At 35.4% G+C, this 17,293-nt stretch carries 8 protein-coding genes; 7 read left to right on the top strand and 1 reads right to left on the bottom strand.

Annotated features, from left to right (window positions below):
- Nucleotides 1–25: 25 nt before the first annotated feature.
- The 7 genes from CRS_RS09630 (at nt 26) to argS (ending at nt 16,252) form a co-directional block, all read left to right on the top strand.
- Entirely contained in the window at nt 26–3,049 is a 3,024-nt protein-coding gene (locus CRS_RS09630; protein WP_142723824.1) for a SusC/RagA family TonB-linked outer membrane protein, read from the top strand.
- Between the two features lie 8 nt (nt 3,050–3,057).
- Complete coding sequence (locus CRS_RS09635) at nt 3,058–4,758, top strand: SusD/RagB family nutrient-binding outer membrane lipoprotein (protein WP_142723825.1); 1,701 nt, start codon at nt 3,058–3,060, stop codon at nt 4,756–4,758.
- 406 nt (nt 4,759–5,164) lie between these two features.
- On the top strand, nt 5,165–8,200 hold the full coding sequence (locus CRS_RS09640) for a SusC/RagA family TonB-linked outer membrane protein (protein ID WP_142723826.1): 3,036 nt from the start codon (nt 5,165–5,167) through the stop codon (nt 8,198–8,200).
- 5 nt (nt 8,201–8,205) lie between these two features.
- A complete protein-coding gene (locus tag CRS_RS09645; RefSeq protein ID WP_142723827.1) occupies nt 8,206–9,636 on the top strand; it encodes a SusD/RagB family nutrient-binding outer membrane lipoprotein in 1,431 nt (476 codons plus the stop codon).
- A gap of 289 nt (nt 9,637–9,925) precedes the next feature.
- Complete coding sequence (locus CRS_RS09650) at nt 9,926–12,922, top strand: SusC/RagA family TonB-linked outer membrane protein (protein ID WP_142723828.1); 2,997 nt, start codon at nt 9,926–9,928, stop codon at nt 12,920–12,922.
- Between the two features lie 12 nt (nt 12,923–12,934).
- Nucleotides 12,935–14,359 carry a SusD/RagB family nutrient-binding outer membrane lipoprotein gene (locus CRS_RS09655; protein ID WP_142723829.1) on the top strand — a complete coding sequence of 475 codons (1,425 nt, stop codon included), beginning with the start codon at nt 12,935–12,937 and terminating at the stop codon, nt 14,357–14,359.
- 132 nt (nt 14,360–14,491) lie between these two features.
- The gene (gene argS, locus CRS_RS09660; protein ID WP_142723830.1) at nt 14,492–16,252 is read left to right on the top strand and encodes an arginine--tRNA ligase; all 1,761 of its coding nucleotides are present in this window, start codon (nt 14,492–14,494) and stop codon (nt 16,250–16,252) included.
- A gap of 98 nt (nt 16,253–16,350) precedes the next feature.
- Here argS and CRS_RS09665 read toward each other — a convergent pair whose 3' ends face one another.
- Complete coding sequence (locus tag CRS_RS09665; RefSeq protein WP_142723831.1) at nt 16,351–17,292, bottom strand: YihY/virulence factor BrkB family protein; 942 nt, start codon at nt 17,290–17,292, stop codon at nt 16,351–16,353.
- Nucleotide 17,293: the final 1 nt, after the last annotated feature.

Genomic DNA, 17,293 nt, shown 5'->3' on the forward strand with positions numbered 1-17,293 from the left:
CCTGTAAAAAATAATTGAATTCAATATGAAGAAATTAACTGCAAGTGTATTTGCGGTGGTACTATCATCATCATTTGTGATGGTATCAGCTCAAAACACTAAAGATACTCTAAAGACTAAAAATATAGAGGAGATCGTTGTTACGGGTGCCTTAGGTATTAAGAAAAAAGCTGATGCTGTTACAAATGCACAGCAAATAGTAAATACCAAGGAACTTAATCAAGCTGCAGCTCCTGGTGCTGTTCAAGCATTAACAGGAAAAGTGTCTGGATTACAAATTACTAACACGAACAGTGCTGTAGATCCAAGTTTTAAAATCATTTTGAGAGGGTCAAAGTCTATTACCGGTAACAATCAGGCTTTAGTTGTTATTGATAATGTGATTTCAGACGCGACAGTTTTAAACTCATTACCTCCTGAAATTATTCAGAATGTAAACGTTATAAAAGGTCTGCAGGGAGCTGCTTTATATGGATCGCAAGGGGTAAATGGAGCAATTATTGTTACAACTAAGAGAGGAACAAAATCTGAAAAAATTCAAGTTAATTTGACTTCCGCTGTTGAAGTGACTCAAGGGTTTAAGTATCCGCTTATTCAAAAAAAATATGGAAAAGGGGTTCAGGATGACAGTTATAGTGATGTTGACTATAGTGGTACTAACTATGTGCCTTGGGAAAATATGTCTTGGGGACCAGCATATGACTATCCTGGATTTGGAGGGACGTTAGTTCCAAGTGGTTTACCACAATCTAACGGATCATTTATTTATGAAAGATTTTCTCCGGTAAAAGATCACTTCTCAAAATTCTTTACCAATGGTGTTAGCTTCCAAAATGGTGTAAGTATTAATGCGGGTGGTTCTGATGGCTATGCGTTTATGTCTATCAATAGGCTTGATAATACATTTGTTGTCGATGGGGATAAAATGAGACAAAATAACTTCTTATTCAAAGGAGGGAAAAAGCTTGGGAAGCTAAGAATTGATGGACAGTTCAATTATATAGGCAGGTTAGTCAATAAAACTGATTCTGATTTGTATGATAATATCTTACAGATGCCATCTACTAATGATATCAGAAACTATAGAAATTCTGGAATCGGAGGATATCTTACAGCTTATTCTACGAATCCTTACTGGATTGCCCAGCATGCAAGATATAATACCAACAGAGATTATTTAAATGGAATATTGTCATTACAGTATGAATTTAATAAGCATATTAACATTAGTTATACTGGAAACTTAAACCTTACTAAAACTCAACAGGATAACTGGAATGATGGTTCTACAGGGACAATTCGCTATACTAATACGGGGGTTCCTTTCTTAGATACTCATACTTTAAATGATTTTGGATCTCCAGATGTTACAGCTTACTATTTCAATAGAATTTATAATGATAGAAAATATTACGGAGATTTAATGTTGAATTTTGATTATGATTTAACATCAGATATAAATTTGAAATTTAACTTAGGAAATAATATTCAGGACAGTTATTCTACAGCTAGAACGGTTGGAGGAACTGGATTATTTATTCCAGGATGGTATAATTATAATAACGTATCCAACCCCTCTCAATACGGGAATACTGATGCTCAGGCTGATGGCGGATATATGGATAATTATACTGTTAGAAACAGAGTGTTTGCAGGATTTGCAAATTTAGATTTATCATACAAAGATTATTTATTCTTAAATGGAACATTCAGATATGAAAAGAATTCTGTTTATACTGTAAATAGTAGGGATCCTCTTACAAATGGTAGATTGACTGATAATAAGCCATATTCTTATTATTCAGTTGGGGTGTCCTTTATTCCTACTAAAGCTTTTAATTTTGGAGGAGATGTATTAAATTATATGAAAATTGCTCCGAGTTTCACAAAAGTAGGAAATTCATCAGGTATTAATCCATATAACGTTAATGCTACCGGTATAATCCCTACAGGATATCCTTTCGGACCAATGCCATCTTATATTATGTCTACTTCAATTACGAATCCTAGTATAAGACCAGAATTTGTAAATACTTTTGATTTAAATATTGCTTTAGGATTCTTAAAAGATAGAATTACATTAGAAGGATCTGTTTATCAATCTACTACGCAGGATTTGATCAGTAGTATTACCCCTTCAAATACTTCTGGATTATCTTCTTACAGAGATAATATTGGTAAATCTAGAATGAAAGGTTTTGAAGTTGATTTAGGAGTGACTCCAATTAAAACAAAAGATATTACTTGGAACTTACATGCTGGTTATGCTATGTCTAGAACAAAGTTATTAGAATTAAGCAGTGGAGCAGAGAGAGTTCCTATTTTAACCTACACGACTCCTTCGGTTGGCTTAGCAGCGGTAGTAGGAGAGAATTTCTATTCAATTGTTGGAACAACTTATCAAAGAGATCCAAATGGTAATATTATTGTAAATGCTAACGGAGTACCATTAGTAAATTCTGCAACAAAAGTATTAGGGAGTTTAAATCCTGATTATACAATGACGTTTAATACTTCTTTCAGGTATAAGGCGTTTACATTATCTGCTGTAGCTGATTATCGTAAGGGAGGTAAGTTTGTATCATTTTCAAAAAGATTGTTAGCATTTACAGGAGCGCTTGAAGAAACAGCGAGTCAGGATAGAACTCAGGGATATATTGTGCCTGGTTCAGTGCAGCTTGTTAATGGTTCGTACGTTCCGAATTCAACGCCTGCTTACGGTGCTGATTATAATGGGGCAACAACATATTGGTCAGGTTCAATTTACAGAAACGTTGGGGAGAATCTTGTTGTAGATGCAACCGCATTTAAAGTAAGAGAAATTGCAATATCGTATGATGTGCCAAAATCTGTTTTAAATTCTACTTTTATCAACAGTCTTAGTTTGAGTTTGTATGCAAGAAATCCTATTATTATTTATTCGAAAGATAATAGAAATTTTGCAGATCCGGAAACGGCAAGCAGTAATGATAATGCTGCAGGGATTGCATTAACAACACAATATCCTACGACAAGAACTTTTGGTTTTAAAATTAACGCAACTTTTTAATTAAGAAAATGAAAAATAAATTATATATAATTGCATTGGCAGGTTTGTTACTTGGAACAACTTCATGTAATGATTACTTAGATATCAATGAAAACCCAGATAGAATCTCTGTAAATGATCTAACTCCTAATTTTGTTTTTCCAGGTGCTGTTACAAACAGTTATTATGTACAGGCAAGAAGATTAAATCTTTTTTCAGGAGTTATGATGAACAGTATGGCTGGAAACTCTTATTCCTACGGAACTCCATTTGTGGATGAATATTCTCCAAACATAACAAGTGCTTTTTATGCTGATATTTGGGATCAGTTGTTCAGAAACGTTTCCAACTTTCAGTTTGTTTTAGATTATAGTGATCCAACTGGTGAATATACTCAGTATAAAGCAATGTCTAAAATTATGAAGGCTTATTATGTTCAGATATTGACTGATTTATGGGGAGATATGCCATATTCTGAAGCTTTCAAAAGAGAATTGAATCTGACTCCTAAATATGATAAAGGAGAGGATATTTATAAAGCTTCTATTGCAGATATTGAAAGTGCAATTCAAATGATAGATTCAAATAAAGGAAGTAATCCAGGAACTGCAGATGTTGTTTTTAAAGGATCTATGAGTAGCTGGAAAGCATTTGCAAACACATTAAAGCTTAGGTATCTTATTAGAATGTCTAATGTTACAGGTGACTTAGCAACTTATAGAGATCAAAAACTCGCAAGTTTGCAAGGAGCAGTATTTAATGCTACTGATGTTACTGTTAATCCTGGATATTCTCAAGCTTCTGATGCTCAACAGAATCCTTGGGTGAATTATTTTGTGATTACCAGTTCAAGAGTTCAGCCACAAAACTGGAACTTGGTTGTTCCTTCAGAACATATTGCAATTGCTTTAAATGGTAATGCTGTTCATAGAAATGGACAAGCTACAGTTCCTGACACAAGAAGTGTGTATCAGAAGTTTAGTGGAATAGTTGATGGAAGAAGAGCTAGAATGTTTACATTAGAGAAGACTACTGATAATGTTGGTGTGGAAACTAGTAATGTAGAAGGGGTAAGGCAAGGAGCTACTCCTGGACAGCCTGGAGCACCATCGCCTAGAAAGGTTTCAAGAGCTGGAGATGGTTTAATTGTAGGGTCTTTGCCAATTTTAGCAGCGCCAGATGATGAAGAGGCAAGAAAAACAGAGTTAATGCAAAAAGGATCAGCAAGAGCTGGTGTTTTAATGTCAAAAGCTGAAACAGAGTTTTTATTAGCTGAAGCAGCTCTACGTTATCCTGGTCAGTTTTCTGGTGCACAATCTCATTTTGAAGCTGGTATTACTGCTTCTTATAATTATTTAGGCTCCAATGCTGATGTCGTTATTAGTACAAATCCAACAGTAACTAAGAAAGCTGCTCAAATTTATATAGATCTTGTCAATACAAGGGCAAAACTAGGATGGACTGGAACTGATGCTAATAAGCTTGAAGCAATTATGACACAAAAATGGATTGCTTTAACAGGAATCAACCCTGAACAATCTTATTTTGATTATACCAGAACATCCTATCCAGAGACCCCGTTGCCGACAATTTCTCTTAAAACTGTTAAGCCTAACAGATTGCTATATCCAAACTCTGAATATCAATCTAACGCTAATAATGTTCCAAGTATGGCAGCTGATGATGTTTTTGCTAAAAATAAATTTACTCCATTCTGGGCTAGAAATTAATTTTATAATTACAAATTTCAATATATTTTACCGCCTTCGGGCGGTTTTTTTATTTAAAAAGATTAAATATTTCTACAGTTATAGATATATGCTCAGCATAATACCTATTCAGGATTTTTCGAATTTTCATCCTTTTTGCTTTTAATTATTTGAAAATCAGTTTGTTTTGAAGTTGGTTTGTATTTAAAATATAGATTGTATCAATTTGACTGATTGTTATTATTTCTTAAAAAAAATAAGTTTAAAATGATTTTGTTTTTGTTAAATATTTTTATTTTAACTTATTTTAATAGTTTATTTGTTGTTTTTGTTTATAAATATTGAATAAGTTGTAATTTTTTCACATTTTACTTTGTGGTATTGATAAAGTTTTACAAATTTGTAAAGTCACAAAAATTAATTTGATATGAAGAAACTAACAACCAGTCTTATTGTTTTGGTATTGTCTTCATCTGTTGCTATTGCAAATGCTCAGCAGAAAAAAAGCGATACTGTTACACAGACAAAAGAGATTGAAGGTGTGGTGGTAACTGCACTTGGAATAAAAAGAGAGAAAAGATCTCTCGGATATGCAACCCAAGAAGTAAAAGGGGAAGATGTGAATAAGAACCCTACTACTAACTTCTTAAATAACCTATCTGGTAAAGTTGCAGGTTTGGAGATTAAACAGAGTACAAACTTTGGAGGATCTATCAATGTGGTTACAAGAGGTTTTAAATCGCTATTGGGAGATAATCAGGCCCTCTTTGTTGTAGATGGGGTGCCTATTATGAACAAAAATATCAATACAGCTAGCCAGGCAACAGGTGGTGGTGGTTATGACTATGGAAGTTCAGTGTCAGATATTAACCCTAATGATATTGAAACTTTGAATGTTCTTAAAGGAGCCGCAGCAACAGCACTTTATGGTTCTAGGGCTCAAAATGGGGCAATCATTATTACAACGAAAAGAGGAAAGAGAAATAAAGAAGGTATTGGAATGGAGTTTTCTACTTCTATCACAATGTCTACAATAGATAAGTCTACATTCCCTACCTATCAGACTCAATATGGACAGGGATATACTGGAAACAGTTTTAGCAGTACATTATATCAGGGAAGTCCAAGAGTAGCTTTCGGAAACGATGCTTCATATGGATCTCCTTACGATGGATCAATGGTCTGGCAATATGGTGCATTTATTCCGGGATCACCTACCCAAGGACAGAGAACTCCATGGCAGATGGCAAAAAATGGTCCCATTAAGTTTTTCAACACAGGAACTAATTTCGTAAATAGCTTAGCGTTTAGCGGTGCCGATGACAAATCAAGCTATCGTTTAAGTTATACAAATACAGATGCAACAGATATTATGCCCAACAGTTCGCTGGTAAAAAATAACTTCAGTGGGAATGCATCATATAAGCTGACAGATAAATTGACTGCTAATCTTTATGCAAACTATATTACGCAGAAAACGATTGGCCGTAATACAACTGGTTATAATGATAATATCATGACTAATTTCAGGCAGTGGTGGCCTACAAATGTTGATATAAAAGATCAGGAATATTTATACCGTGCTTTCCAAAAAAATTACACATGGAATATGCGAGGTATTTCTGATTTAACTCCGGCATTTTGGGATAATCCTTATTTCCAGAGATACGAAAATTATCAAAATGACTCCAGAGATAGATTCGCAGGAAATTTTAGCCTAAGTTATGATGTCACGAAGGATATTAATCTATTGGTGAGAATGGGAAGAGATGGATATACCATGATTACTGAAGACCGAAAAGCAGTAGGGTCATATGCCGGAAATAGTTTTGGTTTAAATGGTGCGGTTAATCAGCCCTCAGGTTATGCAACAAGTCTTTATAAATTTTCTGAAACCAATTATGATTTTATAGGAACTTATAAAAAGAATATTACGGATGACTTTAATGTTAATGCATTGTTAGGAGGTAATATTAACGTACAGAAAACATATTCTAATCAGCAGTCAACCTCAGGAGGATTATATATTCCAGGTATTTATACTATTGCAAACTCGGCATCTGCGCCAGTTCGTCCGTTGATTTCTGACTTGACAAAGTACGTGTATGGAGTATTTGCCCAAGTTTCATTGGGGTATAAAAACACTTACTTTTTGGAAGGGACCTACAGAAGGGATCAATCTACAGCACTTCCTGATAATGATGCTGTATACTGGTATCCATCTTTATCTGCAAGTGTGGTGTTTTCAAACTTAGTGAAAGCGAATTGGCTAAGTTTCGGGAAAATTCGGGCTGCTTATGCAAAAGTAGGTTCTGATACTGCTGCTGATCAGCTGTTGAACAGATACTTTGCACAGCCATCCTACGGAGATATCCCTATATATGCTTATAATACCACTTTAAGAAATTTTGAACTTAAATCTCAGGGGCTTAAAAATTTTGAAGTTGGTATTGAAGCAAAAATGTTTAAAAACCGTTTTGGGTTTGATGTAGCTTGGTTCCAAAACAAAGCATATGATCAGATATTACCATTGCCAGTATCTTTTGCCAATGGAGCACTGGCGAAAACCCAAAATGCTGGTGAATTAACCACAAAAGGATTTGAGGTATCCATTAATGCAACCCCAATTAAATCAACTGATTTTTCCTGGGATCTTAGCTTAAACTGGTCTAATCCTTGGACAAAAGTAACAGCATTAGCACCAGGTATTGAAAATATTACAATAGGAAGACTGCAAGGAGGTGTTAGTATTAATGCCCCTCTGAATGGTGATTATGGATCAATCTGGACTTCTGATTATGTTTATGATTCAAATGGAAATCCTATCGTGGGAGCCAACGGAGCCTACTTGGTGACTGATACTCCTACTTATAATCAGGGAAGTTTCCAGGCTAAATGGACTGCAGGATTAAGCAACACAATCTCCTATAAAAATCTGTCATTAAGCTTTTTAATTGATTGGAAAAAAGGAGGTAAGGTATATTCTTTAGATCAATATTATGGATATGGAACAGGTATATATCCTGATTCTGTAGGATTCAATGATTTAGGTAATCCTATTAGAAATACACTAGCCAATGGTGGTGGTGTTATCCTGCCAGGAGTAATGGAAGATCCTAATAACCCTGGACATTTTATTACAAATACGATCAGGTTGGATAAATCTCAGTCCAGTCAGGTTTTGGGAACAGACCTTCCGGGAGCGGCTTATGTTTATGATGCAAGCTTTGTGAAATTAAGAGAAGTGGCTATTACTTACAGGTTTGATAAACATGTGTTTAATTCTAAATTTATACAGGGAATGTCTGTAAGTTTAGTAGGGAACAATCTCTGGATTATTCATAAGAATTTGCCATATTCTGATCCTGAGGCAGGCTTGTCTTCAGGGAATATTCAAGGATATCAATCAGGACCTATGCCGGCTACAAGAAATATCTCCTTTAATGTAAAAGTTAATTTCTAAAGAATATGAAAAAATATATATTAACACCAATATTAGCTCTGTTGTTTGTAGGTTGTACAACGGGTGATGATGTGAATCTAGATCAGCATGCCAACTATAATACAACCCAAGAGTCTTTGCTTACCTATGCGCAAAAAGAGCTCAGTGATTATATGAATACACCTAATGTTAATGAAAATAACTTTAGGCTTACAATGCAATACTGGCAAGAAACGATTTATGTAAATGAAAGTAATTATGATTTTACGAACAGAAACGTGTCAAATAATGTTTGGACGGATAACTATGTAAATGTATTAAAGAATTTAGATCAGGCAGAAAAAATAATCAATGCCTATGTTCCGGCACCTTCAGAACAGTCTGTCTGGCCAGGAAAGAAAAAAAATCAACTGGCTATCGTGGATATAATGAAAATCTTTACTTACCAGATTTTGGTAGATACCTATGGAGATATTCCTTATACCCAGGCATTAAATATTGACCTTTATCCGCTTCCTAAATATGATAAAGCAGCTGATATATACTCTTCATTGATTTCAAAATTAAATACGGATATAAGTAATTTGTCCAATAGTGGTGGAACTTTTGGTAATGGAGATATATTTTACAACGGAGATATTTCAAAATGGAAAAAGTTTGGTAATTCCCTGCTGTTAAAATTAGGAATTGCTCTGGCGGATGTTAATCCAACTTTAGCCCAGTCTACTGTAAACCAGGCAATTTCTGGAGGGGTTATGACATCATCTAATGATAATTGTCAGTTTGCTTATTTGGATGCTTCTCCCAATCAAAATCCGATATTTCAGGAGACAGAATCAAGAGATGATTTTATTGCAGGAAAAACATTGGTAGATTATATGAATGCTACTATGGATAGTAGAATTGCTGAATATTATACCGATGTTGATGGCGTTTATCTCGGACAGGTAATAGGGGCTCCTGGAGAATTTTCAGAATTTTCAAATGCTGGTGATTTTGCTTATACAGCTACGACACCTGGGCTTATTATGACCTATACCGAAGTTGCATTTTACCTTACTGAAGCTGCAGCAAGATGGGGGATAGGAGGAGCGCCGGCTACTCTATATAATACAGCTGTTACATCTTCTTTTACAGATTGGGGATTAGCATCTGATGCTGCTGCCTATATTGCATCACATCCTTATAATGCAGCTAATTGGAAAAAATCAATTGGTGAACAGGCTTGGGTAGCAATGTATAATCAATCAGTGACTTCATGGAACTTCTATAGAAGATTAGATTATCCACAACTTGTAGCTCCTGCTACGGCAATTCCAAATGCAGGAGGGAAAGTTCCTGTGAGACTTCAGTATCCAGCTGCAGAAGCAACAACAAATGGAACGAATTATGCTGCTGCAAGTGCTGCCATTGGAGGAGATAAACTGACTACAAAAATTTTCTGGGATGTAAATTAATATTAATGATTTATTTAACATAACTAAACCGCCTTCAGGCGGTTTTTTATTTAATAATATCGTTTGTTTAATAATTAAATGGTATAATGTGGTTAACTAAATTAAATTATTTTTCTTAATTTTTTTAAATAGTAGTATTTTTTTTATGTATGTGGTTTTTTTAACTTATTTTTTTTGTTAATTATTATGTTTTATTGCTTGTTGGTGATAAATTTTTATTTTTTTTAACATTTTTGTTTGAATTATTGAATATAATCGACAAATTTGTGCGGATATAAAAATAATTGATATGAAGAAACTAACAGCAAGTCTTCTTGTTTTGGTATTGACTTCCCCTGTGGTAATGGTAAGTGCTCAGGAGAAGAAAGATACCATTAAAGCAAAAGAAATTGAAGGAGTAGTAGTAACTGCACTGGGCATTAAAAGAGAAAAAAAATCTTTGGGGTATGCATCACAGGAAATTAAAGGCAGTGCACTTACAGACGGAACAACAAATACCGGGAATATTGCAGCGCAATTATCAGGTAAGGTTGCCGGTCTTAATGTTACTACAAATAACAATTTTGGAGGATCTTCCAACCTCTTAATTAGAGGAATTAAGACATTGGGAGGAGGTAATCCTTTAATTGTTATTGATGGATCACCTGTTAATAATGCCAGTACCCGGGAAAATTCAATTGACTATGGGAATGCTCTTTCTGATATTAATCAGGAAGATATTGAATCCATTAATGTATTAAAAGGAGCAGCAGCCTCTGCCCTTTACGGTGAAAGAGGATTAAATGGAGTAATTGTTATTACCACTAAAAATGGAAAAGGAAAGGATGACGGTTCATGGGGGGTAACGTTCTCCTCTGCAATACAAGTGGGATTCATTGATAAATCTACTTTCCCTGAATACCAGACAAAATATGGAGCCGGTTATTCTCAAAAATTCGGTACACAGGCTTCCGATGGCTTGAATAATGCAAATTTTGGAGCAGATGCTTCTTGGGGCCCGAAATTTGACCCTAATTTATTGGTGTATCAGTGGGATTCATTCAATCCCCTGTCCCCAAATTATCAAAAAGCTACTCCTTGGGTAGCCGCTAAAAATGGGCCGATTAAATTTTTTGAAAATCCAGCCTCATATATTAATAGTGTTACATTAGAAAAAGGACAAAAAGGGAAAAACATTAGCTTTAATTATGAGAATATGATGTCTGATGGGTTAATACCTAACTCACATCTTAATAAAAATAATTTCTCTTTAAAGATTAATTATGATTTAACCCCTAAATTGCATTCTTCCTTTTATTCTACAATGACTTTACAGGAAACTAAAGGTAGAAGTATTACAGGGTATTCAAACAATATAGCTACCGGTTTCAGACAATGGTGGCAAACCAATGTGGATATTAAGGATCTGCAAAACTTATATTTTGCAAATGTAGATCCGCACATAGCCAATGCATCCAATAACTATGGTAATGTCACATGGAACAGAAAGTCTGCTGCAAACGGAGCTCCTGCGTATTGGAACAACCCATATTTCCAGGCCTATCAGAATTATTCTTCAGACAAGAGATACAGAAGTTTTACCTATGGTCAGTTAACATATGATGTGATTGATAACATTTCTGTTACCGGAAAAGTTTCTTATGATAGATCAAATCTTATGGCGGAAACGAGATTGGCTGTTGGATCTTTACCTCAGGCTTTTGGACAGTCAAATAACTCTATTGGTTCCGGATATGGAAGACGTGATATACTACAGACCGAGACCAATTATGACTTAATGGTGAATTATAAATTTGATATCACAGATAATATTAACCTTTCCGGAGTTGTAGGAGGAAATATACGTCGAAATTATTATAATTCAATCTATGCTTCTACAGAGGGAGGATTGATAGTACCTGGAATTTATGCTTTATCCAATTCTAAAAAAGCACCTTTGGCACCAGATGAAAATCAGTTTACAACCCAAACAAACTCAGGGTATGTTACCGCTTCATTTGATTTCTTTAAAAAATTCTATATAGATGGAACCTGGAGAGTAGACCAAAGTTCAACATTACCTGCAGGAAATAATGTGTATAACTATCCTTCTGTAACTGGTTCAGTTATTATGTCCGAAATCTTAAATACTAAGAGCTGGATGAATTTCTGGAAGCTGAGAGCAAATTATGCAGAGGTTGGAGGAACAGCAGATCCTTACCAACTGGCTAATAATTACAGATCTTCGGGGATTTTATCTGGTGTAGGAATATATAATTCAATTTTAAATCAACCAAATCCTAACTTAAAACCTCAGAGATCTAAGGAATTTGAAATAGGAACTGAAGCTCATTTCTTAAAAGACAGAATAACTGTCGATTTTGCCTATTATAAAACCAAAACAATCGATCAGATCATTTCTCTTCCTATTTCTTCAGGAGCTGGATTTACAGCTAAAATAATTAATGCAGGTAGAATTGATAATACCGGTTATGAAGTACAGCTGGGATTGGTACCTGTAAAATTAAAAGATTTCACATGGAATATTGATGTAAACTGGTCAAAAAATAAAAATGAAGTAGTGAGCCTGTACCCGGGAATCACCAACCTTTTATTAAACAGTTTTCAGGGTGGAGTCTCTTTAAATGCAAGAGTAGGAGAGTCTTGGGGAACACTGGTAGGTGCTGATTACACTTATTTAAATGGAGAAAAAGTAATTGATCCGAAGACAGGAAAATATTTGCAAAATCCTAATCAGGTGATAGGTAATACTACTCCAGACTGGATTGGAGGAATTAGAAATAGCTTCAGCTATAAAGGCTTCTCTTTAAGTTTCTTGATTGATATGCGTAAAGGAGGTGATATATTCTCAACAGATATGTATTATGGATTGTCATCTGGTCTGTATAAAGAAACTGCTGAAGGTGACTTTAGAGACAAACCTATTGTTGTACCTGGTGTTCTTCCTGATGGAACTCCAAATACTATTGCAATATCACAGGTTGATAACAGTGGCTCTACCGGATACAAAACCCAGCCTGCACGCGAATTTGTTTATGATGGATCTTTTATTAAGCTAAGAGAGGCAAGTATTGGCTACATGCTTCCAAAGTCTCTGTTGGCAGGTACGAAGATTTATGATGCTAAGATTTCAATTGTAGGTAGAAATCTATGGATTATTCATAAAAATTTACCTTACGCTGATCCGGAAGCTATGGTGGGTGGAGGACTTAACTCTTACGGATGGTCCATTGGTTCAATGCCTACGACAAGAGATCTGGGTATTAATGTTACATTTAAATTCTAAATTACTTTAAAAATGAAAAATATTATAAAAATAAGTTTGGTGTCTGCATGTATTGGGTTGGCTTTAAGTTCATGCCAAAGTGATTTAACTTCTCTTAATGATGATCCTAAACATCCGTCAGTCCTTCCATCTGATAACTTATTAGCTACGGCCTTATATCAGTCATCTTATTATATGGATAACCCTAGTGTAAATTTTAATAATTACAGATTCTTTACACAACAATGGGCGGAAACTCAGTACCCGGACGAAACTCAATATAATTTGGTAACCCGTAATCAGCCTCGTAATCATTTTAACAGAATGTATGTTTACAGTATTAACAACTTGAAACAAGCAAAAGTGAATCTGATGAATGAAGTAGAGACGGATGATATACGTACCAATAAGTTGGCAACCTTAGAAATTGAAGAAATCTTTATTTGGGAAAATATTGTGGATACTTATGGGGATGTTCCTTATTCTGAAGCTTTCAAACCGGATGAGATTTTAACCCCTAAATACGATGATGCTAAGACAATTTATCTTGACTTGATCAAAAGAATCGATGCTGTTACTGCTACTATAAAGCCTGCAGCTACGGGTTACAGTGATTTGGTTTACGGAGGTAATATGACTAAATGGAAGAAATTGGCTAACTCCATTAAATTAAGATTAGGGATGAATTTAGCAGATGTAGATCCTGCACTGTCAAAAACTACCGTTGAATCTGCAATTGCCAGTGGTGTTATTTCTTCTGATGATGATGCTTATAAATTTAAATATGATGGCGGAACTTTTTCGAATCCGGTATTTGATAATTTAGTGGCTTCAAATAGAAATGATTTTTTACCTAGTGAATTAACAATTAATACGATGAGCGCTCTTTCCGATCCAAGAATGGATGTATGGTTTACAAAGATTACAGGAGGAGTATATAAAGGAGGCGTTTTTGGAGAATTAAATGATCCATATACCAACTTCTCTCAATTAAGCGCCTATTTCAGGAGTGCTACTGCAGCATCTAATCTGCTTAGTTATGCGGAAGTGGCCTTCTTAAAAGCTGAGGCTGCTGCAAGAGGATATTCTGCAGGAGGTACTGCAGTAGAGCTTTATGCAGCTGCTGTGAAGGAGTCTATGAGAGAGAATGGAATAAGCAGTACCATTGCAGATGCGTATGTGGTTGCACACCCTTATAATCCGGCAAACTGGAAACAGTCTATAGGTGTACAGGCTTGGATTGCCATGTTTAATAAAGGTTTTGCCAGCTGGAACTTTACAAGACGTTTGGATTACCCTATTCTTGTGAATCCTCCAAAATCTAACTTATCTTCAGTGCCTTACAGAATGCCTTATTCTGATCAGGAATATGTATTGAACGGAGCAAACGTTAAAGCTGCAGGAGATAAAATAGGTGGTGATAAAGCAACAACCAAGCTTTTCTGGGATAAGAATTAACACATATTTTAATAAACATTCATATTATACCGCCTTCGGGCGGTTTTTTTATTTCCGTATATTTGTACTTCAAAATTTTGAAATAAAATGCAGGCTATTACAGGTGGCCTTTGAAAAAATAAGTATGAACCCATGAATATTAAAGATATTATAGAGCAAAAACTTTCGGAAGTCATTTTAAATGTATATCAGTTAAAAGACATTAAGCTGGAAGTTCAGGAAAATAAAACGGAATTTGAGGGCGATTTTACCATCGTTACTTTTCCATTGGTAAAGCAGCTGAAAAAGAATCCTGAAAGCATCGGGGTTGAATTAGGAGAGGCTTTGACAGAGCAGACGGAGCTTTTCGAAAGCTTTAATGTGGTAAAAGGTTTCCTTAATGTTAAGGTGAAAAATCAATTGTTTGTGGATAATTTCAGATCCGTAAGTGAAAATTTCTCTACAATAGAAAAGAAAAACGCTACGGTAATGGTAGAATATTCTTCACCGAATACTAACAAGCCATTACACTTGGGGCATATCAGAAATAATTTATTAGGATTCTCTGTTGCTCAGATTTTAAAAGAGGCTGGATATGATGTAATCAAAACTCAGATTATTAATGATAGAGGAATTCATATCTGTAAATCCATGCTGGCATGGGAGAAATTTGGGAACGGAGAAACGCCTGAAACGACTAATACCAAAGGCGATAAATTTGTTGGAAACTATTATGTAGAATTTGACAAAAACTATAAAAAAGAAATTGCAGAGCTTGTAGAGCAGGGCGTAGGAGAGGAGCAGGCTAAAAAAGAGGCTCCGGTAATGAAAGAAGCTCAGAAAATGCTTTTGGACTGGGAAAATGAAGATGAGAAAGTAAGAGCGCTTTGGGCAGAAATGAATTCATGGGTTTATAAAGGATTCAATGAAACGTATAAAAGATTAGGCGTTGACTTTGATCAGGTTCAGTATGAAAGCAATACTTATATTTTAGGGAAAGATCTTATTCAGGAAGGGCTGGATAAAGGGGTTTTGTATCAGAAAGAAGATGGTTCTGTGTGGTGTGACCTTACCGATGAAGGTCTTGATCAGAAGTTACTGCTTCGTTCAGATGGTACTTCTGTTTACATGACTCAGGATCTTGGAACAGCTGTAGAGCGCTTTAAAGATAACAATATTCAAAAGTTGATTTATACTGTTGGAAATGAACAGGATTATCACTTCCAGGTTTTATTTAAAATTATGAAAAAGCTTGGATATTCATGGGCTGATCAGTTATTCCACCTTTCTTATGGTATGGTTGAACTTCCGGAAGGAAAAATGAAATCCCGTGAAGGAACCGTTGTAGATGCAGACGACCTGATGGCAGAAATGCATGAAACAGCAAAATTAAAAGCTATAGAACAAGGAAAACTTGAAGGTCTCTCAGAAGAAGTAAAAGTAGCTTCTTATGAAATCATTGGAATGGGAGCACTCAAATATTTCATGCTGAAAGTGGATCCTAAGAAAAAGATGTTGTTCAATCCGGCAGAAAGTATTGAATTTAATGGAAATACAGGACCGTTTATTCAATATACCTACGCTCGTACGCAGTCTTTGCTGGCAAAAGCAGATTACCAGTATAAAGAAATCTCGGATGTAACTTTAAACCAGTATGAAAAAGAACTGATCATGCTTTTGGCTAGCTACAAAACAATTGTTGAAAGAGCAGCAGAAGCATTGAGCCCGGCCCTGGTTGCCAATTATGTTTATGATCTGGCTAAATCTTATAATTCGTTCTACCAAAGTAATATTATTCTGAAACTGGAAGATGAAAATTTAAAGCAATTCCGTTTAAACCTTTCAGATCTTACAGCAAAAACAGTTAAAAAATCATTAGCTCTCCTCGGTATCGGAACCGTAAACAGAATGTAAAAATAGAAATCCTCCTGAAATTTCAGGAGGAATTTTTATATCAATTAATGGGTTCTCATGCTAAGCAATTCGAATCGAGCATCTCAAAATCCCGCATTTTATGTCTTATCATCGGGCTCACTATGCATCTGCCTCAAACTATCTGCATACAACTTAGCCGGAGTCCATCGCGCATGTTTGGAAAGCGTGACTTTATATCCCTTTTTATAAGTGTAAACCTTGGTGAATTCAGCACCGAAAAATATCAGCATACAGGAATAGTTGATCCACATCATGATCAGGATAACTGTTCCGGCTGCACCAAAGGCTGAGGTAGGTTTTACCTGGTTAAAATAAAGGCTTAATAAGAATTTTCCGAGGGTAAATAAAACGGTTGTCAGAAATGCGCCTTTCCATACAGGTTTCCAGCTAATCAAAACATCGGGTAACACTTTAAACATCAGAGCAAATAATAGCATCACCAGACCAAAACCCACCGCAAAATTGACAAGCTCTACCAGCATATAGGTTTCAAAACCAAAATATTGAGTAATGATTGTATTGAACAGACTGATCAGAGAAGACAAAATCATAGTGATCATCAAAAGAAATCCCAGGATAAGAATCATGCCTAAAGAATTCGCTCTGTCCAGTAGGAATTTAACCAGTGCTTTTTTGGGAGCAGCTTCTACTTCCCAAAGTGTATTCAATGAATGCTGAAGCTGAAAGAAAAGTGTTGTAGAACCAAAAACCAATGAGCCTACTCCTACCGCTTTCATAAAAATATTTTTTTTGTCAATCAGGGCCCCAGCCAGCATTCCTTCAATACTTTTTGCTACATCCGGTCCCATAATACCGCTGATCTGGGTACTGATCTGTCCGCGGATGGCTTCTTCGCCGAAGAAATTTCCAAGCACCCATATAATAATGATCAATAACCCGGGAATAGAAAAGATAGCATAATAGGCAAGACTCGCTGAATCTTTTGATGCAGAAGAGCTGTTCCATTCTGTAAATGTGTCTTTCAGAACCTCCCAGAAAAATTTGATGGTTTTGATCATA

The sequence above is a fragment of the Chryseobacterium sp. ON_d1 genome, from assembly GCF_006829085.1.
In the GTDB taxonomy this organism is placed as follows: Bacteria; Bacteroidota; Bacteroidia; order Flavobacteriales; family Weeksellaceae; genus Chryseobacterium.

What these genes read in the sequence shown, in the direction of transcription:
- CRS_RS09630 (WP_142723824.1), top strand. Translation starts at nt 26, where the DNA reads ATGAAGAAATTAACTGCAAGTGTATTTGCGGTGGTACTATCATCATCA.
- CRS_RS09635 (WP_142723825.1), top strand. Translation starts at nt 3,058, where the DNA reads ATGAAAAATAAATTATATATAATTGCATTGGCAGGTTTGTTACTTGGA.
- CRS_RS09640 (WP_142723826.1), top strand. Translation starts at nt 5,165, where the DNA reads ATGAAGAAACTAACAACCAGTCTTATTGTTTTGGTATTGTCTTCATCT.
- CRS_RS09645 (WP_142723827.1), top strand. Translation starts at nt 8,206, where the DNA reads ATGAAAAAATATATATTAACACCAATATTAGCTCTGTTGTTTGTAGGT.
- CRS_RS09650 (WP_142723828.1), top strand. Translation starts at nt 9,926, where the DNA reads ATGAAGAAACTAACAGCAAGTCTTCTTGTTTTGGTATTGACTTCCCCT.
- CRS_RS09655 (WP_142723829.1), top strand. Translation starts at nt 12,935, where the DNA reads ATGAAAAATATTATAAAAATAAGTTTGGTGTCTGCATGTATTGGGTTG.
- argS (WP_142723830.1), top strand. Translation starts at nt 14,492, where the DNA reads ATGAATATTAAAGATATTATAGAGCAAAAACTTTCGGAAGTCATTTTA.
- CRS_RS09665 (WP_142723831.1), bottom strand. Translation starts at nt 17,292, where the DNA reads ATGATCAAAACCATCAAATTTTTCTGGGAGGTTCTGAAAGACACATTT.